This is a genomic window from Ferruginibacter sp. SUN106, assembly GCF_050611765.1.
Lineage (GTDB): Bacteria > Bacteroidota > Bacteroidia > Chitinophagales > Chitinophagaceae > Ferruginibacter.
Genome location: NZ_JBODJC010000004.1, coordinates 517331 through 542695 on the forward strand (window position 1 = coordinate 517331; position 25365 = coordinate 542695).

The following is a 25365-nucleotide window of genomic DNA, read 5'->3' on the forward strand; positions in this document are numbered from 1 at the left end:
GTGAGCCACCCTTTTGGGGTGACCCACTCCTTACAACATTTTCTTCGGGTGAGTCACCCCAAAAGGGTGGCTTACCCGGTGTGCATTACAATAGTAGTTTATTAATTGCTCTTTACTTTAGTACCTGCTAAAAATACTTCCATGCTGCCTTTATTAGCCGCATCGGCAATCCATTCATTTACCAATTCACTGTTGATGGGTTCATAAATATCCATTGGTAATTCTTTTACCGGTACCAGCATCAGGTAATGCGGCTCTACATATTCAGGATGATGATCGAGTGTAAAGCCCTGCACCTGTAAATATTTGTACCCCTTTTCTTCTAAACTGTGTATCGCTTCGGCTGTAAGTGCCCTGTGATAGAGAAAGTTGTTTTTAATTTCGTTTGTCATAGTTGCTGTTTATGTAATAACAAACTATGGTTAATAAAGTTCATGTTTTTTTTGCAACGGACATTTGTTCATTGATCGGGCTGCATTGTCGATAGTCTATCCCGATTTTTCGGGACTCCGTTCAACAGTAAAGCATTGGGGAACTTTTATTGAAGCGTAAATGAAAAAAAATATTCTATAGTAGTTGCTAAAGAAAACAATTTGTTATTTGGTATTGCTTGGCGCAGATGTCATTTGTTCTATTAAATCTTCCTTTTTTTTGCCAACCATCAACAAAATATTTTTTTTGATTTCTTCATCGTTTTCAGTGTTGGCGAGTTGCTTTAATAATTCATCTGCTTTTGTTTGTTGTCCAAGCATAATCAGCGTTACTGCTTTATTACTTGCCAGCATTAAATAATCCTTGTTTATACTATGCATAGTATCCAGAACGGCGTCGCAAATTTGTAATGATTTCTGGAAATATTTTTTTGATGAAATAGTGTCTTTTATTTTTTCATAAAATACGCCGCCTGTTAAATAAAGATCGTGTGCCTTTGGGCTTATTCTGATGGTGTTGTTTATAGCATTAATAGCTTTGTTGTATTGTTTCAAACTGTTAAGAAACATCAGTTTGTCATAATAGCATGTAAAGCAATTGCTGTTAATATCAGTGGCGCTATCAAGAAATAAAAGCGCTTTTTTGCAACTGTCAGCATTATCAATATATTGAACCAGGGGTATTATTTTGTTATGCAACTTACCAGCCTCGGCTACAATTTCATGCTTTGCTGAATTTAATTTGCAAGATAAAAATCCGATTGATATAAGAAACAGTGTAAATTTAGTAGCTTTCATAAAAGCAGTTAATTAGTATAAATATACAAACTCCGGATTACAGAGATAGGAATAGCTATTTTAATTGCTATAATCTACGCTTCAATAAAAGTTCAATAAAGGTATGCCGTACAAGTGAGTGACACAACGATGTTGATAGCATTCCAAATGCCCGTCTTCACAAAAAGAAATGATCATTTATTAACTGCCTGCAATTCTTCAATCATTGCCGGATTACTCTTCCGGTATTTTCCAAAAGGTAATTTTAACAGATGCAGGTATTTTCTTTTATCCGGTTCATCCATAAAGGTATCCACACCAAAAATAATTTTAGAAGGGTGGAGGCGTTTGAATGTGCCGAAGAGATGGTCCCAGATGCTTAATACATCGCCGTAATTGCAATCGGTATAAGGTTGTGCATAGTGATGGTGTACCTGGTGAATATTAGGGGTAATGAAAAGTATGCCGGCAACTTTATCTACTTTTTCGGGCAGGCGGTAATTAACATGGGCAAATACATTGCTGGCAATCTGAATAATTTGTCGCAATACCAACGCCCAGAAAACAGTGCCGCTCATAAAAACCCATAGCAATGTAAAACTGTTGCGGATAAAATTTTCACCCGGGTGCTCCCGCAACGAAGTGGAAGTATCTAAATGCAGGTCGCTGTGGTGCACCACATGAAACATCCAGAAACGTTTTATTTTATGCATCACCACGTGATAAATGTATTCGCCAAAATCGAGAAAGATAAAAGTGGCAATAAAAAGCCAGAGTTCATTTTTTAAGAACGGGATGTGGTAGAAAAAACCAAAATGATGCCTGGCTGTCCATTGCATGGTGGCAGCAAATGTAATGCCCACCAGTACCTGCAATGGAAAATTACTGAAGATGAAACCGGCATTTACAATGGCGTGTTTCCATTTTTTATAATTTACATTCAGGCCCGCCAGTAACTCAATATTCCAGCAGAGCAGCAGCATACCGGTGATGAGAAAAAACTGTGCTTCCGACGACGAGTACACTAAAAAATGAATAAGGTGGTGCATATGTGGTTTTAAACTTTATTAAATGTCATGGTTTCGCCAAAGAGGCTTACCAGCCAGTAGCCCCTTACTTTTAACTGGTGGTTTTTATTGATCCATACTTTCGAACTCCATTCTTTTCCCGACTTGCTATCATAAATCACACCATCCACCCATTCGTCGTCGTCTTCATCATAAGTAAGTCCGCTTAATACTTCCATACCCACAATTTTCCTGGTGCGTAATGCCGCCTTAGGATTTTTTTCATCCAGCCTGGTATTCCAGGGTTTGTTTTTATCGTCACTATCATCAAACCAAATTACTTTAGCTTTAAACTGCGTGCCATCTTTATACACTTCCACTTTAAGGTTATTGTCTTCACTCATCCATTGGCCTACAATGGCATCAGGGTTTTTCTGTGCATAACTGCTGAATGAGCAGAGTATTGCAATAAAAAAGTAAATGATTTTTTGTTTCATTATAGCGGTTACCTTATTTATCTCAACGACAAAGAGACAAATTACATGCGCAGGCCGTGGTTAAACAACTGTTAATCAGGAAAACATTGGGAGAAATAAGGGCAATAAAAAAGAGCCCCGGAAAAACAGGGGCTCTTTTTCTATAGAAATTTTACAAATTATTCTACCATAAAAGTAACTTTATTATCGCCCCATAATAGTGTTACCAGGCCATTTTTATCAATAGCAAAACTCATTTTTTCTGCAAAGGGCGATGCTTTAGATACGGTAGCAGGAATTCTCAAGGCATCATCAGCTTCCTTGTAAGTAAAAGCTCCCCATTGTTTCCAGGTCTTATTAAAAATAATGGTCCATGTTTCAGTACCGGAAAGGCTGAACAAGCCATATTTTCCGGCGGGTAATTCTTTGCCATTAATTTTTAATGCTTTAGTGGTTTCAAAAACAGTGGCTTCATTAGCACCGGTGCGCCATACTTCTCCCGCTTTAGGTTCAAGGTCTTTACCAATGGTTCTCCCTTTTACAGAAGGCTGGCTGTAATCGATACTTACTACAGCACCCGATGCAAGTGTTTGTGTTACCAATGCAGGAGGGCTGGGGCGTTTGCTTTTATCTCCTCCTCCCTGTGCCTGTGTGTTACTGCTGATTGCCAGGCCGGTTAACAGCAATGCAAATGTGGCTATCTTTTTCATGTGTAAAGTTTTTAAGTGAAATGCAATTTAAACTTTTTAGGTTGATTGAAGCTTACCGTTGCTGTATATTTTGCAAGAATATAATAAACAAATTGGTTAGAGAAATGTTTATCGGGCATGTAATAATAGTTTGGGCTGTGGGTTCATCAGCTTGTGGAAGAATGAAAACCTGTGGCTAGATAAGGTAAAAAATATTGTGCAAGGATAATACTGCTGCTGATACTCTTTTGTATTGCTTTGTAATAGTATTTCCAATTCTGCTTCTACGTACTTATAGTATTTTTGGTACGCAATTATGCAAGCTACAATATGATCGTGTGAAGTGGTTGTGTTTACATCGGTTCGCTTGTTGCAGAATTCCTTACTGGTATTACTGGCACGGGTGAAATAAATATCATCCATGTGGCATTGTCCGCTACTATAGTATTGGTAAAATTCTTTATGCCTGGCGTAAAATTTTTCCACCCTCTTCAGTTCATGCATCCAATAAGCAACAAGTGCGTTGGTATCGTTTGAAGGTTTAAATAAAATAGCCTGGTAGTGAAGGGTGTAATATTCTATTGCACCTGTAAATAATGGTTTTATATTTTTAAAGAAGTATATCTCTTCTGTTTCATTACTGAATAAATGAGTTTCTAAACATTTTTTTATTTTACTCCAGTACCGGATCACAATATTAAAGCAGCCTTCTATCATGGAGGTTTCACATTTGCAATGCATCAATAACCCGTTGATGTCCTCCTGCATTTGTGTATAGAGTTGCGTTGAACCATTGTTCATGAGTTTTGGATTTTGTATTGGCAAATAATTTTATCAGCTGTATGTGCAGCTATGTAACTGCACATACAGTTGATGATGGCATTTTAATATGCAGATAATGCTATTGCTTTAAAACTTTTTGCCGCCAGGTATGTTCGCCAGCTGTTACGGTGATGATATAAATTCCGGCAGCGCAATGCGGAGGTAAGGTAAACTGCCACCTGTTACCTGTATAAGATAGCTGCTGCTGACTTATTTTTTTACCATAAACATTAGTGATGGTGGCCGTAACCGTGGCATAACTCTCCGCTAAAGAAACCCACAACTGGTCTGTAAAAGGATTGGGATAAATTACAATGGGGTAAGAGGTTTTGGATTTAATTTTTATAATGGGTGTATACGTAACAAATTTTGATGCGGTATCAACATACCTGATCCTGTAGTAACCGATTTCACTTGATAAGGATGCAGCCAGGTAAGAATATTGTATTGTGTTAGTATATTTTCCTGCGGCAAGCGAATGTATCGTTTGAAATTGTATTCCATCGGTTGATGATTCGATATAAAATAAACTGTTGGCTGTGTTATTATTTTCCATTTGCCAATACAACATATTACCTGCAGGGTATTGCGTGGCAGAAAAGGACAAAAAATTATTTGATAATACCTGTATCATATTGCAACCGGTACAACCCCTGAAAATATCTGCTGTTCCCCACGAAGGTTTGCAACCAAAAGGCCTGCAGGAAGAATCGGTACGGTGTGTGGGGCCAAGGCAAAGATGGATGTAGGGATTAACCGTGGTAAGTGTATCCCATAGCTGAGAAAATTCTGATACCGATACACAGGCAAATGCTTCGGGGGCAAAATAACTGTTCTTTACTTTATTATACAGTACAGTCATTACTGTTTCACTTCCTTTGCCAAGGCATACACTGTTTACAGCAGACTGCGGATCGGTGATGATGCCATGAAAATAAGCTTTGCCTTTATTTACAAACCAGGAATTAGCATTGTTGATAACAAAGTACTGGTTGTTCATTTTAAAAGTTGCACTACGTGTGGCATTGATAACCACATTGGGTTTTGCAGCTGTTGTCCAACCATTTTCTAAAGACAGATTTCTTTGAATTTCCAGAGTGCCATAGTTGTACAAATAACTATTCCCTTTCAGCGGTAGCCCCGAACCTATACCACTGCCAATTACGAACCTGCCACCGGCCTGCACAAAAATTTTACCGGAGTCCATGTAAAATTTATCAATGGTAAGGTTGCCGCAAACAATTAAAGTGCCGCCATTCAATCTTAAAGAATTAAAAGTTGTTACAGGGCCATAGTACCATTTGGTAATACCGGCATTTAATGTTTCACCATCTGTTGCTAAAGGTTCGGTATTGGTACAACTTGCCGTGGGAGCGGTTAAACATTGACCGTGTAAAGGTGTAGCTGTTATCACTGCTAAAATAAGCAGCACAAAAAAGAAAATGAAAAGGGCTTTCATAAATTGATTTTTTTAAGGATATTGAATTTATATATTGGATAATAGAAAAACAGTTCTGTTAAATCCCTTTTCACTGGTGCTGCCTGACACAATTGTTAATGACAATCATAACCACAAAAAACTCTGGTAAACTATTTATTGCAAACCGGCATTTGCACCCTATCCTTTTATCAGCAGTTGCAAAGTAAACCTACACACTTGGCCAGTAAAAATGTAATGAAGTTGCAGCAGTTGAAATAATTACTGCATTAGTTGTATAAAATTGAACACGAACAAAAAGAAGATAATTATTCTCCCAGCCATTTTTTAAAATTGGCAATACGTTCACGGCTAACGATCATTTCTTTATCTACAGCAGGCAATAAATTTATTTTGTAACGGTTGCCAGGATAAGAATAAATAACAGCAATAGAATTGATGGAAATAATATACGACCTGTTGATACGAAAGAAAAATTGCGGATCAAGAATAGTTTCCAGCTCATCCATTCTGTATTCAATTAAAAATTTCCGGTTATCAAAAGTTTTAAAAAAGATGAACCGGTTGTCGGAGAAAAAATACGCAATTTCTTCTACTGCAACTGACAATAACTTTTGTTGGTAGGTTACTAAAAACCTTTTTTTTATGGCTTGTTGTAATACGGGTAGCGTTGCCATTTGTTCCCGTTTATTTACGGTTTTAGCTGTACCAGGTTGTTCCTTTTGAAGGGAAGGAGTATCGGAATTTTCTTTGAGTAAATATTTTTGCAGGTACTTAAGGTTAGTTATTCTGAAGGCAAGATATACAAGATGATTTTTTCCGGCTGTAATGATCAGTTTAGCTTCAATAGAATTTTGGGTGTCACTTAGCAATTGCTTATTTACTAACACCAGGTCGGGGATAGGTGGTGTGTTTATTCTGGTTTGTAATGCATCTACATCATTTACCACAGCAAGTATATTAATGCTGCTATCAATAGCATGCAGCACCCGCATTAATTTTTTGATCACCTGCTTTTCCGGCTCTACAATTATTACTTTCATAACCCCTGGAAATATTTCTTTTATTGCAAGTTCATTTTTTAGCCCTGTAGTTTCAAGGGTAAGCAGAATGAACTGAAAGAAATACTGGATGAGTTGCCTGAAGCAGCAGCGGAATTTATTGTACTTAGGGTTTTGTTAATTTTTTCCTGCAGCTGTTGCAATAGTCATTGCCACTTTTGTCTAAAGTCATCATGTCTCCATTTTTTTTCGACATGATGCATTTATCATCGGCGCAGTGCGGTAAGCCAAGATTGTGACCGATTTCATGAATGATTACATTTCTCATTCTATGGGTATAAAAAGTATGGTTACCGGTTCTGAATTTAATATCAGAAATGATGCAGGCATTGCCGGGCTGGTAGCTGAATCCTAATAAATTTTTATCATAGTAAGCTATAGGTTTAGCTTCTATCATAGTAAAAATGGGTTGATGTGTAAGGCCTATGATTTCAGTAAGTGTATCATTCTGTAGTTTTGATAACAACATAAGTATCGAGTCTCCTGAGTATTGCTGAATTACCTTGTTGAAGAAATTACCGGGTATACTTTTCTGTTGAAGGAGAACAACGGGGGTATTATAAAAAACAGACAGTTCGTTTATTATACTGTCTGTTTCAGCTTTTGAAAAACTATCGAGCGGTACTAGTCCGAATACCTGTTGCGGATTATTTAAAGATAAGCCGATTGGCTTATTGCAACTGGCGGAAAGCAATACAAGAGATAAAAATATGATTGCAAGAATTTTCATAGTAGCATTTGTGAACGCTATAATAAATTCCGGGAAATATTAATTCCCCAGCAATTTATTTTTCTGCGCCACATATTCTTCATTTGTAATAGCGCCTTTCTGCAACAGGTCGAATAGTTTATGCAATTCATCAGCAATCATTTGTTGCGATGCGCCTGATGTTGCCGGCCTTTGCGCCGCAATAGCCTGCGCCAGTTGTGTTGCCTGGCTGCTGATCTGTATGCGTTTGTATTCTTCCTGTGCGTGGGTGATAGTGTCTTTTAATAATTTTGGATGATGGATCCATTGGTATTTGGTTTCGCCTAATTCAGCGGCAGTTTGTATATCCACATCACCATAACCAAAAATTCTGCCCCATACAGTCTGATCGTATTCTACATTATTAATTTTATCCAGCGGACTTTCTTTTGAATAGCGGGTAAAATAACCACTTTCATCCACCACTCTCATATTAGTAACAGCCCACAGGTTGTACTTCCAGTTGATGTATTCCAATGCCGGGTAAATAGCCGCCAGTAAAATAATTACAAAGCCAACACCGGTAGGCATCCACCATAAGATTGCAATGGTAAGTACAAGCCATGCAAACATCGGCAGCACTAATTTTATCCAGTGTTTGCGGATGATGAGCAATAATTTTTCGTCTGTTTTTAATTTCGTCCTCATGATTGTTAGATTTTTTTAGAACACGGATAAGAGAGATCAGACGGGTAAAGGATATTTTAAAAGTACAATTTTTTTCAGCACCTTATAATAAATCTCTGTTAATCCGTTTCATCTGTATTATCCGTGTTCATTTCTTACCAGATAGTCACCCTTAAATTATCTGCCCTGTACATTTTATCTCCCGGCTTAATACCAAAGGCTTCATAAAACTCAGCAATATTTACTACGGGCCCATTCACTCTTTCTTTTGCAGGAGCATGCACATCCGTCATTACCTGGTTGGCAAGGCGCTCTTTTTTTTCCTGGTACATCCAGCCATAGGCATAACCTAAAAAATATCGTTGAATGGGTGTGAGGCCGCCGATCAATTTACCTTCTTTATATTCTTTTGTTTTTTTATAGGCATCAAGTCCTAACAACATGCCACCAAGGTCGGCAATATTTTCTCCCTGTGTAGCTTCACCATTAATGTGTAAAGTATCCACCGGCATAAATTCGTTGAATTGATTGATGATGGCTTTTGCCCTTGTTTTAAATTCTTCACCATCGGCTGTTGTCCACCAATCGGTTAAATTGCCTTTTGCATCATACTGTCTTCCCTGGTCATCAAAGCCATGTGTAATTTCGTGGCCGATGGTACTTGCACCAGCATAACCATATACAAAGGCATCATCTAATTCATCATCCTTCATACCCGGCACCGCAAATATGCCGGCAGGTAAAACAATTTCATTATTGCTGGGATTATAATATGCATTGTAGGTTTGAGGTGTCATATCCCATTCTGTTCTGTCAACAGGTTTGCCTAATTTATTCATACTGTAAAAATGCCAGAAGGTACTTGCGGCCATCATATTTTTAAAGTAGGAACCCGGGATGATGTTCAAGGAACTAAAGTCTTTCCATTTATCGGGATAGCCAACTTTTTCGCTCACCTTGCTCAATTTATCTAATGCCTTTGTTTTTGTTTCGGCACTCATCCACGATAATTTTTTTATGCGGTCAACATAAGCTTCTCTTATAGCTTCCACCAGATTGCTGTACCGTGCTTTTGCTTTTTCATTAAAATATTCCTTTGCAAAAAGTTGTCCCAGTAATTCACCCATTGCACCTTCTTCAGCATCCAATACTCTTTTCCATCTTGGCCTTGGTTCTTTGGCGCCGGTTAATGCCCTGCGGTAATTAAAAGCATTCATGTAAGTGGTGTTATCTAAAAAACCTGCAGCGGATTGTATCACATGAAATTTTAAATAGTTCTTCCACACGGCAATAGAAGTGCTTTGTATTTCATGGCTCAGTGCTTTATAAAATTCAGGTTGGCCTATTACAATAGAATCAGCAATGATATTGGCTTTGATACCAACAGCTGTGGCATATTTATTCCAGTTAATAGCCGGGCAATCTGCTGCTAAAGAACCAAAGGTCATTTTATTATAATTGGCATAAGGGTCACGCAGGTCTTCCAGTTTGCGGCTGGCGATAGCTAACCTGGTTTCCAGTTCAAAAATTTCTTTCATGCTTTTTTCAGCAACAGCTTTGTTCATGCCCAATTGCTGCAATGTTAGTGTAACATAGTTTTTATACGCTTCCCTTACTTTCGCCGTTCTCTCATCTGTTTTAAAATAATATTCCCTGTTAGGTAAGCCCAGCCCGCCCTGGTCTAAGCGATATACCATTGCATCACTGTTCTTATCATCCTGTGCTACGTACTGGCTGAAGAAACAATTGACACCAGCTATATGCAAGCCCGCTGCCACTGCAGTAAGATCTGCCGGTGATGTAATGGCATCAATGGTTTTGAAAGTTGTTTTTAATACCGATAAGCCGGCTTTATTGATAGCCACAGTATCCATTGCTGCTTTCCAGAAATCGCCGATCTTTTGCGAAGTGCTGCCATGGGTTTGGGTTGATTGTGCAGCGCTGTAGTTGATCGCTTTTATACGGCTGTAAATTTCTTCCTGCACCAGGTTGCCAATGCCCCAGCCACTTTCGCTGGATGGTATAGGTGTTTTATTGATCCACCCACCATTGGCATATAAAAAGAAATCGGTGCCGGGTGCAACCGAATGATCAATATTAGCGGCTAAAAAATCCGGCTTCTTTTGTGCCGACGCAAAAAGGCCTGTGAATACAAAACTTAACAGTATTACTTTTCTCATGTTTGAAATTTATATTTAAAAGTAAACAATGATTTTGTGCTGCAATAATATTTTTGCCGGATGGATACACTAAGGGCATATTGTGTATTTTTACGTTTTATATATTGATATGACACCAGAACGCAACGAACGACTCTCTTCTGTATTAAATAAACGCCAGCCCGATCTTACTGTGGTATTGGAAAATGTTTTTGATCCGCATAATATCAGCGCTGTAATGCGTACCGCAGATGCTGTGGGCATACAGGATATTTTTATTTTGAACAATAAGATTCCACCACACCGTAAATGGGGTGCTAAAAGCAGTTCAAGTGCAGCTAAATGGTTAACGGTACATCAATACACCGATGCGGATGAATGTTTTGCCGAATTAAGAAAACGCTACAAAAAAATCTACACCACTCATTTAAGCAGTGATGCCGTAGGCCTGCACGAATTAAATTTAACCGAACCGGTGGCATTGGTCTTTGGTAACGAACACAGTGGTGTAAGTGAAGAGATCATTGCGATGGCCGATGGGAATTTTATCATTCCACAGGTGGGCATCATTAAATCATTAAACATTTCTGTGGCATGTGCAGTTACATTGTACGAAGCCTATCGGCAGAAAAATAATGCCGGGCATTACGATGCGATTAAACTGGAAGGAGAAAGACTGGAAGGGTTGAGAACAGAATGGGGGTTTATGGAGGAGGAATGATCTTACCCGAACACTAACAGAGAAGAATTTATCGGAAAAAATAAATTTGCGAATATGATCCTGTAATCATTTAATCTTCTAAATCCCAGTTCAGACAAATTCCAATAACTTTATCGCATCAAAACCTCCATTATGAAGAAATTACTGTTTCCTCTCTTTTTAGGAATCCTATGTACTGCCGCTGCACAAAACAAAAAACCGCTCGACCATACCGTGTATGATAACTGGAAAAGTATTGGCGAACGCATGATCAGCAATGATGGCAAATTTGTAGTGTACACGGTTAACCCACAGGAAGGCGATGGCGAACTGGTAATACAAAATCCGGCTACCAAATATAAAAAAATAATTCCCCGTGGTTACAGTGCTGTACTTACCGAAGACAGTAAATACCTGGTGTTTAAAATAAAACCATTTTTCCAGGATACCAGGCAGGCAAAAATTAAAAAGAAAACCGGCGATGACCTGCCCAAAGATTCTCTAGGTATTATAGAACTGGGTCAAGACAGTGTATTGAAGATCGCTAAAATAAAATCTTACAAAACACCCGAGAAAGGCAGCGGCTGGATGGCGTATTTGTTGGAAAAAACAGAAACACCTGCACCTAAAGTAAAAGCATTGCCCGACTCTGCCACACAATTAAAAAATATGTTGCAGATGGCCGATAGTTTAGTGAAGGTTGCTGACAGCATTCGTAACAAAACCAAAGAAGCGCAAACGAAAGGCATTGCAGTATTAACACCTGCTAAAAAAGAAAACAAACCCACGCCACCAAAAGCAGAAGCGGAAAAAGTTGAAGAAGGCACCGATTTAGTATTGAGAAATTTGAGCACCGGCACCGATAAAAAATTTAAACTGGTAACAGAATATTTCTTCAGCAAAAAGGCCAATACTTTAATTGTAGAAACTTCTGCAAAAAATAACGACAGTATTACAAAGCCAACAGTATTGTGGGTTGACCTTACTACTGGCAAGACAGATACTATCATGAAAAAATTCAATGATGCAAAAAATTATGCCTTAAATGAAGAGGGCAATCAACTGGCTTTTGTGGCAGAGCGTGACAGTGTGGCCAAAGCACTCACTAAATTTTATAAACTTTATTATTACTTTAAAGGTGCAGATAGCGCTACCATCATTGCAGAAAAAAATACTGTGGGTATGAAAGTGGGCACTACAGTAAGTGAAAATGCCAATTTGATTTTTAGTAAAGATGCTAAAAAATTATTCTTTGGTACTGCACCAATTAAAGCACCCAAAGATACCACGCTGGTAGATTTTGAACTGGCACGTTTAGATGTATGGCATTACAATGATGATTATTTACAACCACAACAACTAAAACAACTGGATGGAGAATTAAGGCGCAGCTACACAGCTGTGATCAACCTCGGCCATAACCAGGTAATACAACTGGGCGCCGAAGATGCCGAAAGAATAACCCTGGTAAACGAAGGTAATGCGGATTGGGTTTTGGCAGAAAGCAATAAAGGCAACAGGGTAGAAGGGCAGTGGACAGGCCGTACCAAAACATCAGCTTATGTGATCAGTACAAAAGACGGTAGTAAAAAATTAGTACTGGCTAATGCACTTGCCAACTTTGATGCTTCGCCTGCAGGTAAGTATGTGTACTGGTATGATAATGTGAAGAAAAATTATTTTACTTATGATGTAACTACCGGCGTTACCAAAAATGCCACCGAAAAAATTAAAGTGCCTTTGTATGAAGAAGATAATGATGTACCGGATTATCCTGCGCCTTATGGTGTAATGGGCTGGCAGGAAGGCGATAGCGCTTTATATGTTTACGATCAGTTTGATGTTTGGAAAATTTCTACTTGCAATAATGTTATGCCAAATGTACTGTTTAATCAATTTGGACGTACTGCAAAATCAGTATTACGTTATGTAAAAACTGACAGAGAAGAACTTTTTTTTAAAGATAAACAATCTTGGATATTCAGGGTATTTGACAAAAAGACAAAGTATTCCGGAATTGTTGATGGTTGCAATGGCTGCAATTCTCTATTTCTCCCTCCTGCAAATAAAGATGGAGTCGGGTTTACGCACCCCACATATTTTAATAGCATAATAAAGGCTCAGAATGCATATTCTTTTATATGCACTATGGAAAGCTATACTAAGTCAACTAATCTTTGTTATCACAATACTACTGAGATCAATAGGGAATGGATGCCATTATCCGATATCAATCCTCAGCAAGCGGACTACAACTGGGGTACTGCCGAATTATTTAAATGGAAAACCTATAACGGTAAAGAAAGCGAAGGCATTATTTACAAGCCCGAAAACTTTGATCCTAAAAAGAAGTACCCGATGATCAGTTATTTTTACGAAAAACTGAGCGATGGTTTGTATGGGTATATTCCACCTTCGCCTACGCCAAGCCGTTTGAACATATCTTTTTTTGTAAGCCGTGGTTATGTGGTGTTTGCACCTGATATTTCTTATACCACCGGTCACCCCGGCAACGATGCATATAATTATATTGTAAGTGGTGTAAGGGCAATTGTAAAACTGGGTTATGTAGATAGTACCAAACTGGGGTTACAGGGACAAAGCTGGGGTGGTTATCAAACCGCCATCCTTATTACCAAAACAAAATTGTTTGCAGCCGCATGGGCAGGCGCACCCGTTGCCAACATGACGAGTGCCTATGGCGGCATACGCTGGGGCAGTGGCCTCAACCGCCAGTTCCAGTACGAAAAAACACAGAGCCGCATTGGTGCTACTTTGTGGGAAAAACAAAATCTGTATTTAGAAAACTCACCGCTGTTTCATTTACCCAACGTAACCACACCATTGGTAATTATGAGCAACGACGCTGATGATGCCGTGCCATGGTACCAGGGTATTGAAATGTTTACCGCCATGCGCCGCCTTAATAAACCGGTATGGTTACTGGTGTACAATAACGAAGCCCATAATTTAATTGAAAGAAAAAACCGTAAAGACATTCAGATAAGGGAACAGCAATTTTTTGATTGGAAACTGAAAGGAGAGAAGCCCGCCAAATGGTTAACCGAAGGTGTGCCTGCTACACAAAAGGGTATTGATTGGGGATTGAAAGTGGAGTAGTTGCGGAGAGAAGTCAAGTTTTAAAAACTTGACTTCTCTTTTACCCCCGTGGCAGGTGAAGACACCGGCCACAAAATTCATCATATCATGAAACCAGGCTCAATCCCTCATGCGCCAGTTCCATTGTTTCCACTGCAGCTTCATTGCCATCCGATTTCATATCGGTAACTGTCATCTTACAAGGAAAAGCATTGGTAAGGGCCCAGCTCATAGCAGTGCCTCCTTTTTCATCCAATACAGAAATGGTTATTGCCTGCCTTTCAAAGGTATTCATTACAACCAGGTCGTACATTTTCTTTAAGACTTTATCATCTTTAAAAATACCTTTCTTAAGTGTAACGTTGCCGTACTTTTTTAAGCCTGGCATTTTTACAGTGGAAAAAACTTTGCTGCTGCCCGAGCGGTATTCTATTGCCTGTGTTTCTGCATTTAATCCCGTCACTTCCTGGAACATAATTTCTGTATTTCCAATAGTTACCAAAAATGAAAATTTTACCAGCGGCCAGGTAGTTTGCGATTGTGATTTACCGTCATCTGCCATAAAAAAAGTTTAAGATTAATGTATGATTTTCGTTACAGAAAAGCTGTAGTAAGAAAAAATAAGAGAAGGCTTTAATCCAATAACGTACTATAAATATAAACTATGTTGTTAACTTTATTTAATTAAAAATTACTTAACCGGGCAACAATGCATTTGATCGATACCGCTCATGTCTTCCGGTTTCATAAAAGCCTGACTGAAAAATATGGCGTTGGCACTACAGGTGCCTTAGGGTGGAAGAAGCCGGAAGGGCAACAGGCAAGGTTTAAAATTTTATCCGGTATTGCCAATCTTGATGATTGTACCGTATTAGATGCCGGTTGCGGCCATGGTGATCTGTATGCATTTCTCTGCAATATTTATCCCGGGGTGCAGTACTCAGGTATAGAACAAATACCTGCTCTTTTAGAAGTAGCCTTTTCCCGGTACGGCCATTTACATAATGCCAGGTTTTTTCAAGGCGACTTTGAAAATCCTTCATTACCTGCTGCCGATTATATACTGGCTTGCGGTGCATTAAGCTATCGCAATAGCGATAATTTATTTGTATTTAAAACAATTGAAAAATTATTTGCATCATGCAAAACAGGTTTGGGATTTAATCTTTTAAGTAAAACTGATTTTGCTGAAGGATTGCTTGTTGCTTACGATCCGGATTATATCAAAGCTTATTGTTGTACACTAACAGATAAAGTGATATTGATCAAAGATTATTACGAAGATGATTTTACCGTTTTTATGTATCATTAAAATGTGTTTACTTTCCTTCCGTGTCCGGTGTCTTTACCGAACACAATGCCGGGTATTTGTAAAAGAAGTATAATGAAAATGCCCCTCGTAACAGCGATGTCAATTTTGTATGCTCCGGGCTGATTTAATATGCCCGTACTTTCAAAGGATAAAATAAAAGTGCATTACTTTTATAATCATTACATACCTTAGTTTATAAAAGCCATAACCCTTCCTAATGATAAAATACATTTTACCCCTCTTGCTTATTTCCTGCCTTACAGTTAGTAGTTGCAGCAGTAAGCAAAAACAATTTGTAACCACACTTACTATCGATGATTCTATTACAACTAACGTACAAATTGATACTGTAGTGTTGGTACTAAAAAAACGTCTGGAAATGGCAAAGTTTAAAGATGTTATCGTTACTGCCAATTATAAGGAACACCTGCTAACAATACAATCAGCCGCTTTAGATAAAGACTGGATAAAAACCAACCTGCTTAAAAAAGGCGCATTAATATTTTACGAATGTTATTCCATTACTGAACTGGCAGATATTATGAATGAAGCAGATAAAATGGCGGCACAAAAAATTGCCGGTAATAAAACAGATACCTCAAGCCATCCTTTGTTAAGTGCATTTTATAGTTATGCTCAGCAATATACCATTGGCAATACATCACGTTTCCCTTCCTATATCGGAGAAGTAACAAAACAAAATATTCCCCGGCTGAAAAAATATTTTGAGCTTTCCAAAGAATTATTTCCGGCAGATGCTGCCCTGGTTTTTAAAGAAGAAAATACGACAACAGAAAATGCACCGCCATTGAGTGAAGTGTATGTTGTAAAAGAAAATGATACAAAATTTTTTGCCAGCAACTATATTAAAAAGGCATCGGCAAAAGCTGATGGTAAATATAATTCAGTAGAAATGTCTTTTGACGCCTATGGCACCTATGCGTGGAAAAGAATGACCGAAAGAAATATCAATAAAGCAATAGCAATGGTAATGGATGGTAAAGTGTTAACCGTACCGACAGTTATCAATACCATTGAAGGTGGTAACAGTATTATTAGCGGTGTTTTAAAAAAACAGGAGGCACATGATTTTGCCGATCTGTTAAGCTCAGGTTACCTCCCTGTGAATTGTAGTTTAAAAGAAATGCATGAACTAGAGCCTGCAGAATAGATTACACAAAACAAAAACGTTTTACATTTATAAAAAAATACACTACCACTATGGCAGAAAGAAAAAACTTTAACACACCCAAAGTATTGCGGACCAATATGGCATTTCCGCAGGCGGTAATTGCAGGTGATTTTATTTTTGTTTCAGGAACCACAGGTATTGATACAGCAACTGGCACCATTGCTGAAAATGATTTTGAAGCACAGGCTTTGCAGGCATTTAAAAATGTGCAGACCATTATTGAGGAAGCCGGCAGCAGTGTTGATAAAATTGTAAGAACCACTATTTATATGGTTGCCGGTTGTGACAGTGATTTTAAAATGATCAATAAAGTGTACAGCAATTTCTTTGGAGAACAGGCACCGGCACGCAGTGCACCGCAGGTAATGCCATTTCCCGGCAACATATTGGTTTCGGTAGAGTGTATTGCAATGGTGTAAATAAATAACCAGGAGTTGAAAACGATTGCTGTAAATATTTCGCTTGCTTTTTTTGTGTTGCTTACTTGTTGCAGTACTACAAAAGTGTTGGCACAAACAAACAATTGCAATTACGGAGATCCCGTTATCAGAATAGATTTTGGTACGGCTGAGGATAGTAAGGACTACAATCTTTCCAATGTAAAAAATTACAGAAAAGCAAAAGGAGGCTGTCCTGATGATGGTTATTATAGTTTTGTATCCTATACCAGTGATTGTTTTGGTGGCAGGTGGCATAACCTTTTAAATGATCATACTGCAGGCGATGTAAATGGGAAAATGATGGTGGTAAATGCTTCTGAAAAACCTGGTTATTTTTTTGTTTTAAAAATTACAGGGCTCAAGCCCGGCACTACTTATCAGCTTTCAAGCTGGTTTGCCAATATTTGCAGGTATGGTACCGGTTGTTATCCTACACCGCCGGTAATTGCCATTGGTATTTTTGCCAACGAAAAAATGCTCACCAGTTTTGAAACCGGTAAGATATTGATGACCAACGAACCGGTATGGCTAAAATATGCCGGCGAATTTACTATGCCGGCAACAGCAGATGCTGTTACGATACAAATGAAAGACATGACTGCCGGCGGCTGCGGAAATGATTTTGCAATGGATGATATTTTTATAAGTGAATGTACAGTACCACAACCTGAAGTAATACAAAAAGAAAAACCAAAGCCGGAGATTATTGTAACAAAGCCTGTTGAAAAAAATATTCCTGCTCCGGAAAAAATAGAAACCAACAGGCAACCGCAAAAACCGGTGGAACAAATTCCGGAAACCAAAACTCCTGTTACACCGGCAGTTGTTCAAAAAAAAATTATAGTTCCTGTACCTAAAGTAATTGAAACCAGGGCCAACCCCGTTGTACAACAAATAAAGACCGAAGCTGCTGAATTAATTATTGAGTTATATGATAATGGAGAAATAGATGGCGATACAGTAAGTATTTACCATAATAATGAACTGGTGGTAAACCATGCAGGTATTTCTGCAAAACCTGTTACTTTTAAAATAAAAGTAGATAAACAACAACCTCATCACGAACTGATAATGGTAGCGGATAATTTAGGCACTATTCCTCCCAACACCTCTCTCATGATTATTACTGCCGGAAAGAAACGCTACGAAATTTTTATTTCATCGTCGGAACAAAAAAATGCGAAAGTGGTGATTGATTTACAGGAGTAAGCAAAGTTGTTAAATTATTATTGCATCACTTTAACAAAAATAAATTTGGCTTATTACGAAATATTCGTAGATTTACGAAAATTTCGTAGAAATGGAAAAATTAACACATGTTGAAGAAGAAGTAATGCAGGCCATCTGGCGCACCGGCGAAGCCAATGTAAAAGCTTTTATGGAAAACCTCGGTGAACCTACTCCTTATACCACAGTAGCCTCCATTGTAAAAAATTTAGAACGCAAGGGATACATCAGCAGCAGGCTGGTGGGTAATGCGTACCTGTACAAACCTGCAGTAAGCGAAGCAGACTATAAAAAGAAATTCATGGGTAATGTGGTAAAAGAATATTTCGATAATTCATATAAAGAGATGGTGAATTTTTTTGTGGAGCAGAAAAAATTATCTGCCAAAGAACTGAAAGAGATTATTAACATGATTGAGAAAGGGAACAAATAACCTGTAAAACTATTGGTATGCATTTTTTATCAGACTATATTTTAAAACTTTCTGTAAGCCTTGCAGTAGTGTTTTTATTTTACTATTTTATTTTGCGTAAGCTTACTTTTTATAACCATAACCGCTGGTACCTGCTTGGTTATACCATACTTTCTTTTTTTATTCCATTCATTAATATTGCTGCTGTATTGCAAAAAAATAACTGGCATAGCAGTGAGATCATTAACTGGGTACCAACGATCAATAACAATATAGTAACCGGTTTACCTGTAACGCATTTGGCTATATGGGGCATAAAAGAAATTGTATTACTGATAATTGTTGCTGGCATGCTGGTAATGCTCACCCGTTTGTTATTGCAGGTTTTTTCTTTTAAAAAAATGTTGCGTAAAGCAGAACCGGTTACCACTGATGGAATGAACCTGTACCAGGTAAACGATAACATCATTCCATTTTCTTTTGGCAATGCAATTTTTATTAACCGCCATTTACATACCGAGGAAGAATTACAGGAGATCATTCATCATGAATTTGTACATGTAAAACAAAGGCATAGTATTGATATCATCTGGAGCGAACTGCTTTGCATTGCCTGCTGGTACAATCCTTTTGTGTGGTTACTGAAAAGATCGATACGCCAGAACCTGGAGTTTATTGCCGATGGCAAAGTGCTGGAGAACGGTATCAACAAAAAAGAATATCAATACCTGTTGCTGAAAGTGATAGGTAACAATCAATATAGTATAGCCACTCAGTTTAATTTTTCTTCACTTAAAAAAAGAATAGCCATGATGAACAAAACAAAAAGTGCCAAACGGCAGTTGATACGACTGTTGTTTTTATTACCTGCCACTGCTGTTTTGCTGCTTGCATTCCGTAGTAAATGGAATGCAGCAGCCAAAGCAACTACTACTGATAAAACAGTTGCCGTAGCGGGCCTTGTAGTAGATGCCAAAACTCTACAACCTTTAGCGGATGCCGGTATTTACTGTAAGGAAAAAAATATTTCCATCCGCACCGATGCAAAAGGATATTATCTTTTGCAATTGCCTTTCGAAAACAAAGAACTTGAGTTTACATTGCAAATTACAAAGGAAGGCTACCAGCCTTTTCAACAAACAGAACATTGGGGTAATTTTACACAGGATTATATTTATAACCGCTACAGTAAATCAATAGAACATTTTGGTTTATCCAAAAGTTCTGATAAAGGATTTTCGTGGTTAGGAGGTGCTTCGGGTATAGAAGACCTGGAATATGCAGCAGTTGCTGCTAAACTTTCAGAAGTTTATAAATGGAATACTGCTTACGGCGAAAAAATGAATCTCAGGGATACATTTCCCAAACGTAAGCAACCTAACAGTAAGGGATATCTTATAAATATTGCCGACAAAAAAGGTAATGCTACGGTGGTGATAAAAGACAAAGCAGGTACAGAAGTAAAAAGAGTTTTATTGAGTGAATGGAACGAAAACGCTGAAAAATACGAGAGTATTTACGGCGAGCTGCCGCCACCCCCTCCGCCACCAACCCCACCGGCTGCCCCGCTTGCTCCACCAACACCAGATATGCCTGGCCTCCTTGCACCACCAGCGCCAGACATGCCTGCGCCACCTCCACCACCGGCAGCTGTTGGTATACAAGCTGCACCTGCTGTAGCACCTGTGCCACCTGCGGCACCAGGAATACAAGTTACACCAGCATTAGCACCACCACCTCCGCCAGCCGCACCACCAGCGCCTCCTGCACCACCAAAATTACCTGCCAACGTAAAACGTTTAGATATTGATAATAATAAAGCCACGATATGGTTAAAGAACGGGCAAAAAGAAACTTACGATCTTAATAATGCTGAACAGAAAGAAAAGTTTGAGAAAAAATATGGCGAGATAACTAAACCACCAACACCACCTGATGCAACTGTTATCCCCGGAAAAAATAATCCTACTGTATATAGCGGTGAGATTAAAATAATGAACAGTAACAAGCTGCTTATTCTCGATGGAAAAGAACTGGCATCAAATAATACAAGGTTAACAGGAAAGTTTAATATGCTTACTTTAACCAAACATGCAGCAGCAAAAAAATACGGCCCTAAAGGCGAAAATGGTGCCATTGAAATTACTACCGTGCAGTAGATAGCCTCATTTAGATATAAAAAAGCAGCCTGTTTATTTTAAGCAGGCTGCTTTTTTTATGTACTACAATTACCCATCTGTTATTTAATCGGTATATAAGTTATTATGTATTTGATAATATAATGTGCAGTTATTATTTCCGGGAGATACTAACTCGTTATTAATTGCGTTTGCAATGCAAGTTACTGTCCCGATTTTATTAGCATTCAAATCCTCTATCATGAATAAACCTGTACTTTATGTATTGCTGTTGCTGCTATTTTTTACAACAAACAGTTTCGGGCAAAACGGAAATACAAACAAGCCTGAGCAATTCCATAATTCCCCTTCTGTGATCGACTGCTCTGAATCTTCTTTAAACAGTATTTTTAATACTGCTGCCGGGCAAACTATCAATCTTTCTTTTCCGGGTAATTTTTCGTTTTCAGGAAATGTAACCAGTAACCTGGTAAAATATAATAACCTGCAAACTGCGGTAATCCAATCTGCGGCCCTTGACAATACTATTTTTAGTGTCTCTAAAATAAAAAATAAAGACAACAGCATTACCTACCTGGGCCGTATCATCAATACCAGATATTTTGACGGCTATGAATTACAAAGAAATACTGCGGGTAATTATCAATTGATAAAAATTGAAACCGGCCGTTTAATGCAGGATTGTAAACAACTATAAAGTACCGTTGACTATTTGATTCTCTAAATCCAGGAACTATGAAAAATATTTTTACATTATTTCTATTCGTAACAAGCTTATTATTTTGTAATAAAGTTTTAAGTGTTCCTAAACTGAATAGTTTACCCGGCGCTGTATCCACTATCTTTCTTGATTTTGACGGCCATTTTGTACAGAGTACCTTATGGAATAACGGCACCGCATTTTATTGTAACCCTTCGGGAATGTCCGATGTACAGATCACAGAATCATTTAATCGTGTGGCAGAAGATTATCGCCCGTTCAATATCAATATCACTACAGATTCTGCAGTGTTTGAAAGTATGCCGCTAAATAAACGGATCAGGATAATTATTACTCCAACAAGTGCCTGGAGCCCAGGTGTAGGCGGCGTATCCTGGATTGGTTCTTTTAACTGGGGTGATGATACACCGGCATTTGTTTTTTGCGACAGGCTTGGGCCAAATAGCCCTAAAATGGTAGGAGAGTGTTGTTCTCACGAAAGCGGACACACGATAGGATTATCGCATCAGTCAAAATACGGCACCGACTGCAATACACCAATTGAAACTTACAATAGCGGTAATGGAAGCGGTGAAACGGGTTGGGCACCAATTATGGGTAACAGTTACAACAGGAATATGAGTAACTGGAATAACGGGCCTACTCCTTATGGATGTACTACATTGCAGGATAATCTTTCTATAATCACCACTATGAATGGTTTTGGTTACAGGGCAGACGATTATGCTGATACCTTAAATGCAAATACATTTGCTTTAAACGGATCTGCATTTACTGCAAATGGCATTATTAGTACTGATGCAGACAAAGATGCGTTTAAGTTTACAATGGCACAAAATTCAGCTTTTCATTTAACGGCTGTTCCTTTTAATGTTGGCGCTGATTATGTTGGCGCTAACCTGGATATAAAGATAGAACTCTACAATGCTGCCGCTGCTTTAATCGCTACCTATGATCCGGCATCAATGAGCGTTACTATTGATACGGTATTAAATGCAGGCACTTATTTTCTTAAAATAGACGGTACGGGAAATATAAATATCGGGGAATATGGAAGTCTTGGTTCATATACTTTAAATGGTTTTACAGGAATTTTACCAATTCGTGATGTAAGCCTGAATGGAAAAGCAGAGCATAATAATCACCGCCTTAACTGGCGTATTATAACAGATGAGCCGGTTAAAAGTATTGGTATTGAAACCTCTGATGATGGTATCCACTTCAATGAGTTAACAAGTACCGCAACTGCAACAACACAATTTTTATACCAGCCGGTTAAAAGCAATATTATCTATTACAGGATAAAAGTTACTTCGGTGCTTGATCAGATCATGTACTCTAACACTATTGCATTAAAATCATTTGCAAATACTATTTTTACTGTATCTGCAATTGTTCAAAATGAGGTCAGCATCAATGCTACTGAAAATTATCAATACCGTTTGCTGGATATTAACGGCAGGGTTGTAATGGCTGGTAGCGGATCAGGTGGTGTTAATAAAATTAATATTTCAAATCAACCCGGCGGTATGTATATGGTACAGCTTTTCAATAACGGACAACAACAAACCAATAAAATATTTAAACAGTAAGAAGCAGGTAGTAATGGTGGGTAATTGTAAATAACAATTATTCTTCCATCCACTGCATGCCGGTCTTTTTAATATCAGTGGCAATATTATCAATGAAATTAAACTGGTCGGCTATAGGTTTAAATTCAGTCAGTATTTTTTGCGTATCACTTTGTAATATACCTTGCTGTAATTCTTTACGCCTTGCCTGCAATAAATGTTGCAATTGCTGCTGAATGATGTTGTGCGGTAAGGTTTCAGGAGCCACCGCTTCTCCTGGCATTTCGCCGATGATCTTTTCTGCATCTTCCAAACGTGCTGTGGTATTGTTGATCAGCGGTATAAAATCCGGCGATGCAAATTTAGCCGACAATGGTTTTACATAATACGAAAGCGTGGCAATATGCGAAGTAAGCATATGATTAAGCACTACAAACTGGTGCAATCTGGTACTGTTTTTCTGTTTGCTTTTAGGTTCCGATAACATACGGGTGAATGCATCCGAAAGGTTGGCCAATGCAACAAATGCATCTTTGCGGCTCACTTTATACAAGGTATTATCTGCCGGGTTGCCGGTAAAAGCAGCTGCTATAGCGGTGAAATATTTTTTATTGCTGCGGATGGCATCCAGCATGTAACTACTCACCTGTTCCTGTTCCCAGGCAGGTAATAAAATAAGGTTCGCTAAAAAAGCAATCACAGATGCTATGGCAGTATCAGTTACACGATCAATAATAATAGTTTGAAAATTAGCATTACTCAGCAAGTGAAAAAGCAGCAATATATACGGCGTCATAAAAATAACGCTGATCATATAATTGGTACGTAGTAAACTGTAAGTGCCGATCATTAATACCAGCATGATAATAAACAGCACCTGGTTATCATGAATAAAATATAATAACAACATACCAACCGCAGCTCCAAGAATAGTGCCCACTAATCTTTCATAATTTCTTTTTTTAGTAAGACTATAAGCTGGTTTTAAAATTACAATGATGGTGAGTAATATCCAGTAACTATGCCCCACGGGCAACAATAACGAAACAATATAACCCACCAGTGTGGCAATACTTACTCTTAATGCATGACGGAAATTATTTGATGCAAAGGATAGGTTATCCCGCAATACTTTCCAGTCGATAGCCTGGTGAGAAATGAATTTATCAAGGTCTACAGGCCTGGCCATTTTTTTAGTAAGCTCTTTATCGTACGCTGTGTATAAATGCAAAGTATGTATGCGGCCTGCAATATCACTGATGCTGTTAAGGATATGCCGCATGCTGATGAAACTGTCTACATTTTCTGCGGTACGGTTAGCATCCCTGAAGGTATTGAAGTATTCCGTTGTGGTGCTGATATGTGCAGCCAGTAGTCCTGTATCTTCAGACTCTCTTCCGCTTTTTACTGCAATACCAATTTCGTCCAGTTCATTCGCCAGTTCCAGTATCAGTTGCCGGTATTGTTCCAGTATATCATTATCATTAAAAGCATCATGCAGTGCTTTATAATCATGATAGGAAGTCATGGTTCTTTCAAACAGGTCAACAATGTCTGTGAACATCATCAGCAATGTTCTGCCCGTAGTGGTGGATTCTTTAATTACATCACGGCTTTTAAATAATAGTTCTCTTACCAGGTTTTGTTCGGTATGCAACACGATTTGTTGCTCCATCATTTGCTGGTAAGTTTTTTCATAGTCAACTTCCTTTTCGTAAAATGCCGCTCTTACACGCAGGTAATCCGCGGTAGCCATAATGCAATCGCCTAATGCCTGTTGCGCCAGTTTGTATGGGCGAAAACTATACAGCAACAAACTCAGCAAAGTATACCATACTGCGCCGGCCAGTATATAGCCTGCATTTATCACTAGGTTCCATCCTGTAAGATGGTCGCTGATATTAAGCACTATCATCAGCAATGCAGAAACGCCAATGGAATTTGCCCTTGCACCATATACAGCAATCATAGAAAAAGAAAAACAGGCCACTACAATTAATACACCAAGCAGCAAATGATAAGGCGCCACCAAACCCGTAAGCAATGCCATCAGTGTATTGATAACGATACAGGCCAGCATACCATTCTTACGATGGTGTATAGGCCCGGGTGTATCTGTAATGCTCACACTCATGGCACCTAACGATACCACCACACCAACAGCTAATAAATTAAAATGATTGAGGACAATTGCAGGTAAAACGATACCGGCAGTAATGCGAACGCCATCGCTCAGGTAATGGCTGCTGATAAAACTTTTATATTCTTTGATGTAATCCATTGGTCAGATGACGGTTTGCAATGGCAAAGATACTATG

General features: G+C 38.4%; 23 protein-coding genes. 10 read left to right on the top strand and 13 right to left on the bottom strand.

The window, feature by feature from the left end; translation table 11 throughout:
* Positions 1–101 precede the first annotated feature (101 nt).
* The 11 genes from ACQ334_RS18300 to ACQ334_RS18350 form a co-directional block, all read right to left on the bottom strand.
* Positions 102–392: a hypothetical protein gene (locus tag ACQ334_RS18300; protein ID WP_430989702.1), complete on the bottom strand. Its 291-nt coding sequence runs from the start codon at positions 390–392 to the stop codon at positions 102–104.
* Positions 393–596: 204 nt separating this feature from the next.
* Positions 597–986, bottom strand: coding sequence for a tetratricopeptide repeat protein (locus ACQ334_RS18305; protein ID WP_430989703.1), 390 nt, complete (start codon positions 984–986; stop codon positions 597–599).
* A 416-nt stretch (positions 987–1402) separates the two neighbouring features.
* Complete coding sequence (locus tag ACQ334_RS18310; RefSeq protein WP_430989704.1) at positions 1403–2257, bottom strand: sterol desaturase family protein; 855 nt, start codon at positions 2255–2257, stop codon at positions 1403–1405.
* Between the two features lie 8 nt (positions 2258–2265).
* On the bottom strand, positions 2266–2712 hold the full coding sequence (locus ACQ334_RS18315; RefSeq protein WP_430989705.1) for a DUF2147 domain-containing protein: 447 nt from the start codon (positions 2710–2712) through the stop codon (positions 2266–2268).
* A 158-nt stretch (positions 2713–2870) separates the two neighbouring features.
* Positions 2871–3401 (bottom strand): DUF2911 domain-containing protein, encoded by a 531-nt coding sequence (locus ACQ334_RS18320; RefSeq protein ID WP_430989706.1) that lies wholly within the window; start codon positions 3399–3401, stop codon positions 2871–2873.
* Between the two features lie 108 nt (positions 3402–3509).
* Positions 3510–4181, bottom strand: a complete 672-nt coding sequence (locus ACQ334_RS18325) for an RteC domain-containing protein (RefSeq protein ID WP_430989707.1) — start codon at positions 4179–4181, stop codon at positions 3510–3512.
* A 100-nt stretch (positions 4182–4281) separates the two neighbouring features.
* Positions 4282–5661 (bottom strand): T9SS type A sorting domain-containing protein, encoded by a 1380-nt coding sequence (locus tag ACQ334_RS18330; protein ID WP_430989708.1) that lies wholly within the window; start codon positions 5659–5661, stop codon positions 4282–4284.
* Between the two features lie 287 nt (positions 5662–5948).
* Positions 5949–6683: a LytR/AlgR family response regulator transcription factor gene (locus tag ACQ334_RS18335; protein WP_430989709.1), complete on the bottom strand. Its 735-nt coding sequence runs from the start codon at positions 6681–6683 to the stop codon at positions 5949–5951.
* A 124-nt stretch (positions 6684–6807) separates the two neighbouring features.
* On the bottom strand, positions 6808–7431 hold the full coding sequence (locus ACQ334_RS18340; protein WP_430989710.1) for a matrixin family metalloprotease: 624 nt from the start codon (positions 7429–7431) through the stop codon (positions 6808–6810).
* A 39-nt stretch (positions 7432–7470) separates the two neighbouring features.
* The gene (locus ACQ334_RS18345; protein WP_430989711.1) at positions 7471–8097 is read right to left on the bottom strand and encodes a PH domain-containing protein; all 627 of its coding nucleotides are present in this window, start codon (positions 8095–8097) and stop codon (positions 7471–7473) included.
* A 134-nt stretch (positions 8098–8231) separates the two neighbouring features.
* Complete coding sequence (locus ACQ334_RS18350) at positions 8232–10256, bottom strand: M13 family metallopeptidase (RefSeq protein WP_430989712.1); 2025 nt, start codon at positions 10254–10256, stop codon at positions 8232–8234.
* Positions 10257–10365: 109 nt separating this feature from the next.
* Between ACQ334_RS18350 and ACQ334_RS18355 the strand changes: the two genes are divergently transcribed.
* Together ACQ334_RS18355 and ACQ334_RS18360 are read left to right on the top strand one after the other, a co-directional pair.
* Positions 10366–10956: a TrmH family RNA methyltransferase gene (locus ACQ334_RS18355; protein ID WP_430989713.1), complete on the top strand. Its 591-nt coding sequence runs from the start codon at positions 10366–10368 to the stop codon at positions 10954–10956.
* Between the two features lie 132 nt (positions 10957–11088).
* The gene (locus tag ACQ334_RS18360) at positions 11089–14055 is read left to right on the top strand and encodes an alpha/beta hydrolase family protein (protein ID WP_430989714.1); all 2967 of its coding nucleotides are present in this window, start codon (positions 11089–11091) and stop codon (positions 14053–14055) included.
* An 85-nt stretch (positions 14056–14140) separates the two neighbouring features.
* Here ACQ334_RS18360 and ACQ334_RS18365 read toward each other — a convergent pair whose 3' ends face one another.
* A complete protein-coding gene (locus tag ACQ334_RS18365; RefSeq protein WP_430989715.1) occupies positions 14141–14596 on the bottom strand; it encodes a phage tail protein in 456 nt (151 codons plus the stop codon).
* A gap of 147 nt (positions 14597–14743) precedes the next feature.
* Here ACQ334_RS18365 and ACQ334_RS18370 point away from each other — a divergent pair, with 147 nt between their 5' ends.
* From ACQ334_RS18370 to ACQ334_RS18405, 8 genes are all read left to right on the top strand, one after another.
* On the top strand, positions 14744–15346 hold the full coding sequence (locus ACQ334_RS18370; protein WP_430989716.1) for a class I SAM-dependent methyltransferase: 603 nt from the start codon (positions 14744–14746) through the stop codon (positions 15344–15346).
* A gap of 217 nt (positions 15347–15563) precedes the next feature.
* Complete coding sequence (locus ACQ334_RS18375; protein WP_430989717.1) at positions 15564–16517, top strand: SecDF P1 head subdomain-containing protein; 954 nt, start codon at positions 15564–15566, stop codon at positions 16515–16517.
* A 50-nt stretch (positions 16518–16567) separates the two neighbouring features.
* On the top strand, positions 16568–16957 hold the full coding sequence (locus ACQ334_RS18380; RefSeq protein WP_430989718.1) for a RidA family protein: 390 nt from the start codon (positions 16568–16570) through the stop codon (positions 16955–16957).
* A gap of 15 nt (positions 16958–16972) precedes the next feature.
* A complete protein-coding gene (locus ACQ334_RS18385; protein ID WP_430989719.1) occupies positions 16973–18187 on the top strand; it encodes a hypothetical protein in 1215 nt (404 codons plus the stop codon).
* 91 nt (positions 18188–18278) lie between these two features.
* Positions 18279–18638 (top strand): BlaI/MecI/CopY family transcriptional regulator, encoded by a 360-nt coding sequence (locus tag ACQ334_RS18390; RefSeq protein ID WP_430989720.1) that lies wholly within the window; start codon positions 18279–18281, stop codon positions 18636–18638.
* Between the two features lie 17 nt (positions 18639–18655).
* Positions 18656–20776 (top strand): M56 family metallopeptidase, encoded by a 2121-nt coding sequence (locus ACQ334_RS18395; RefSeq protein ID WP_430989721.1) that lies wholly within the window; start codon positions 18656–18658, stop codon positions 20774–20776.
* 220 nt (positions 20777–20996) lie between these two features.
* Complete coding sequence (locus tag ACQ334_RS18400) at positions 20997–21452, top strand: hypothetical protein (protein ID WP_430989722.1); 456 nt, start codon at positions 20997–20999, stop codon at positions 21450–21452.
* 38 nt (positions 21453–21490) lie between these two features.
* Complete coding sequence (locus ACQ334_RS18405; RefSeq protein WP_430989723.1) at positions 21491–23068, top strand: T9SS type A sorting domain-containing protein; 1578 nt, start codon at positions 21491–21493, stop codon at positions 23066–23068.
* A 37-nt stretch (positions 23069–23105) separates the two neighbouring features.
* Here the strand turns inward: ACQ334_RS18405 and ACQ334_RS18410 are convergent, their stop codons facing one another.
* Positions 23106–25328 carry an FUSC family membrane protein gene (locus tag ACQ334_RS18410; RefSeq protein WP_430989724.1) on the bottom strand — a complete coding sequence of 741 codons (2223 nt, stop codon included), beginning with the start codon at positions 25326–25328 and terminating at the stop codon, positions 23106–23108.
* Positions 25329–25365 lie beyond the last annotated feature (37 nt).

Excerpts from the sequence above, each read along its gene's own strand:
- ACQ334_RS18300 (WP_430989702.1), bottom strand. The coding sequence starts at position 392 with ATGACAAACGAAATTAAAAACAACTTTCTCTATCACAGGGCACTTACA.
- ACQ334_RS18310 (WP_430989704.1), bottom strand. The coding sequence starts at position 2,257 with ATGCACCACCTTATTCATTTTTTAGTGTACTCGTCGTCGGAAGCACAG.
- ACQ334_RS18315 (WP_430989705.1), bottom strand. The coding sequence starts at position 2,712 with ATGAAACAAAAAATCATTTACTTTTTTATTGCAATACTCTGCTCATTC.
- ACQ334_RS18320 (WP_430989706.1), bottom strand. The coding sequence starts at position 3,401 with ATGAAAAAGATAGCCACATTTGCATTGCTGTTAACCGGCCTGGCAATC.
- ACQ334_RS18325 (WP_430989707.1), bottom strand. The coding sequence starts at position 4,181 with ATGAACAATGGTTCAACGCAACTCTATACACAAATGCAGGAGGACATC.
- ACQ334_RS18330 (WP_430989708.1), bottom strand. The coding sequence starts at position 5,661 with ATGAAAGCCCTTTTCATTTTCTTTTTTGTGCTGCTTATTTTAGCAGTG.
- ACQ334_RS18335 (WP_430989709.1), bottom strand. The coding sequence starts at position 6,683 with ATGAAAGTAATAATTGTAGAGCCGGAAAAGCAGGTGATCAAAAAATTA.
- ACQ334_RS18340 (WP_430989710.1), bottom strand. The coding sequence starts at position 7,431 with ATGAAAATTCTTGCAATCATATTTTTATCTCTTGTATTGCTTTCCGCC.
- ACQ334_RS18345 (WP_430989711.1), bottom strand. The coding sequence starts at position 8,097 with ATGAGGACGAAATTAAAAACAGACGAAAAATTATTGCTCATCATCCGC.
- ACQ334_RS18350 (WP_430989712.1), bottom strand. The coding sequence starts at position 10,256 with ATGAGAAAAGTAATACTGTTAAGTTTTGTATTCACAGGCCTTTTTGCG.
- ACQ334_RS18355 (WP_430989713.1), top strand. The coding sequence starts at position 10,366 with ATGACACCAGAACGCAACGAACGACTCTCTTCTGTATTAAATAAACGC.
- ACQ334_RS18360 (WP_430989714.1), top strand. The coding sequence starts at position 11,089 with ATGAAGAAATTACTGTTTCCTCTCTTTTTAGGAATCCTATGTACTGCC.
- ACQ334_RS18365 (WP_430989715.1), bottom strand. The coding sequence starts at position 14,596 with ATGGCAGATGACGGTAAATCACAATCGCAAACTACCTGGCCGCTGGTA.
- ACQ334_RS18370 (WP_430989716.1), top strand. The coding sequence starts at position 14,744 with ATGCATTTGATCGATACCGCTCATGTCTTCCGGTTTCATAAAAGCCTG.
- ACQ334_RS18375 (WP_430989717.1), top strand. The coding sequence starts at position 15,564 with ATGATAAAATACATTTTACCCCTCTTGCTTATTTCCTGCCTTACAGTT.
- ACQ334_RS18380 (WP_430989718.1), top strand. The coding sequence starts at position 16,568 with ATGGCAGAAAGAAAAAACTTTAACACACCCAAAGTATTGCGGACCAAT.
- ACQ334_RS18390 (WP_430989720.1), top strand. The coding sequence starts at position 18,279 with ATGGAAAAATTAACACATGTTGAAGAAGAAGTAATGCAGGCCATCTGG.
- ACQ334_RS18395 (WP_430989721.1), top strand. The coding sequence starts at position 18,656 with ATGCATTTTTTATCAGACTATATTTTAAAACTTTCTGTAAGCCTTGCA.
- ACQ334_RS18400 (WP_430989722.1), top strand. The coding sequence starts at position 20,997 with ATGAATAAACCTGTACTTTATGTATTGCTGTTGCTGCTATTTTTTACA.
- ACQ334_RS18405 (WP_430989723.1), top strand. The coding sequence starts at position 21,491 with ATGAAAAATATTTTTACATTATTTCTATTCGTAACAAGCTTATTATTT.
- ACQ334_RS18410 (WP_430989724.1), bottom strand. The coding sequence starts at position 25,328 with ATGGATTACATCAAAGAATATAAAAGTTTTATCAGCAGCCATTACCTG.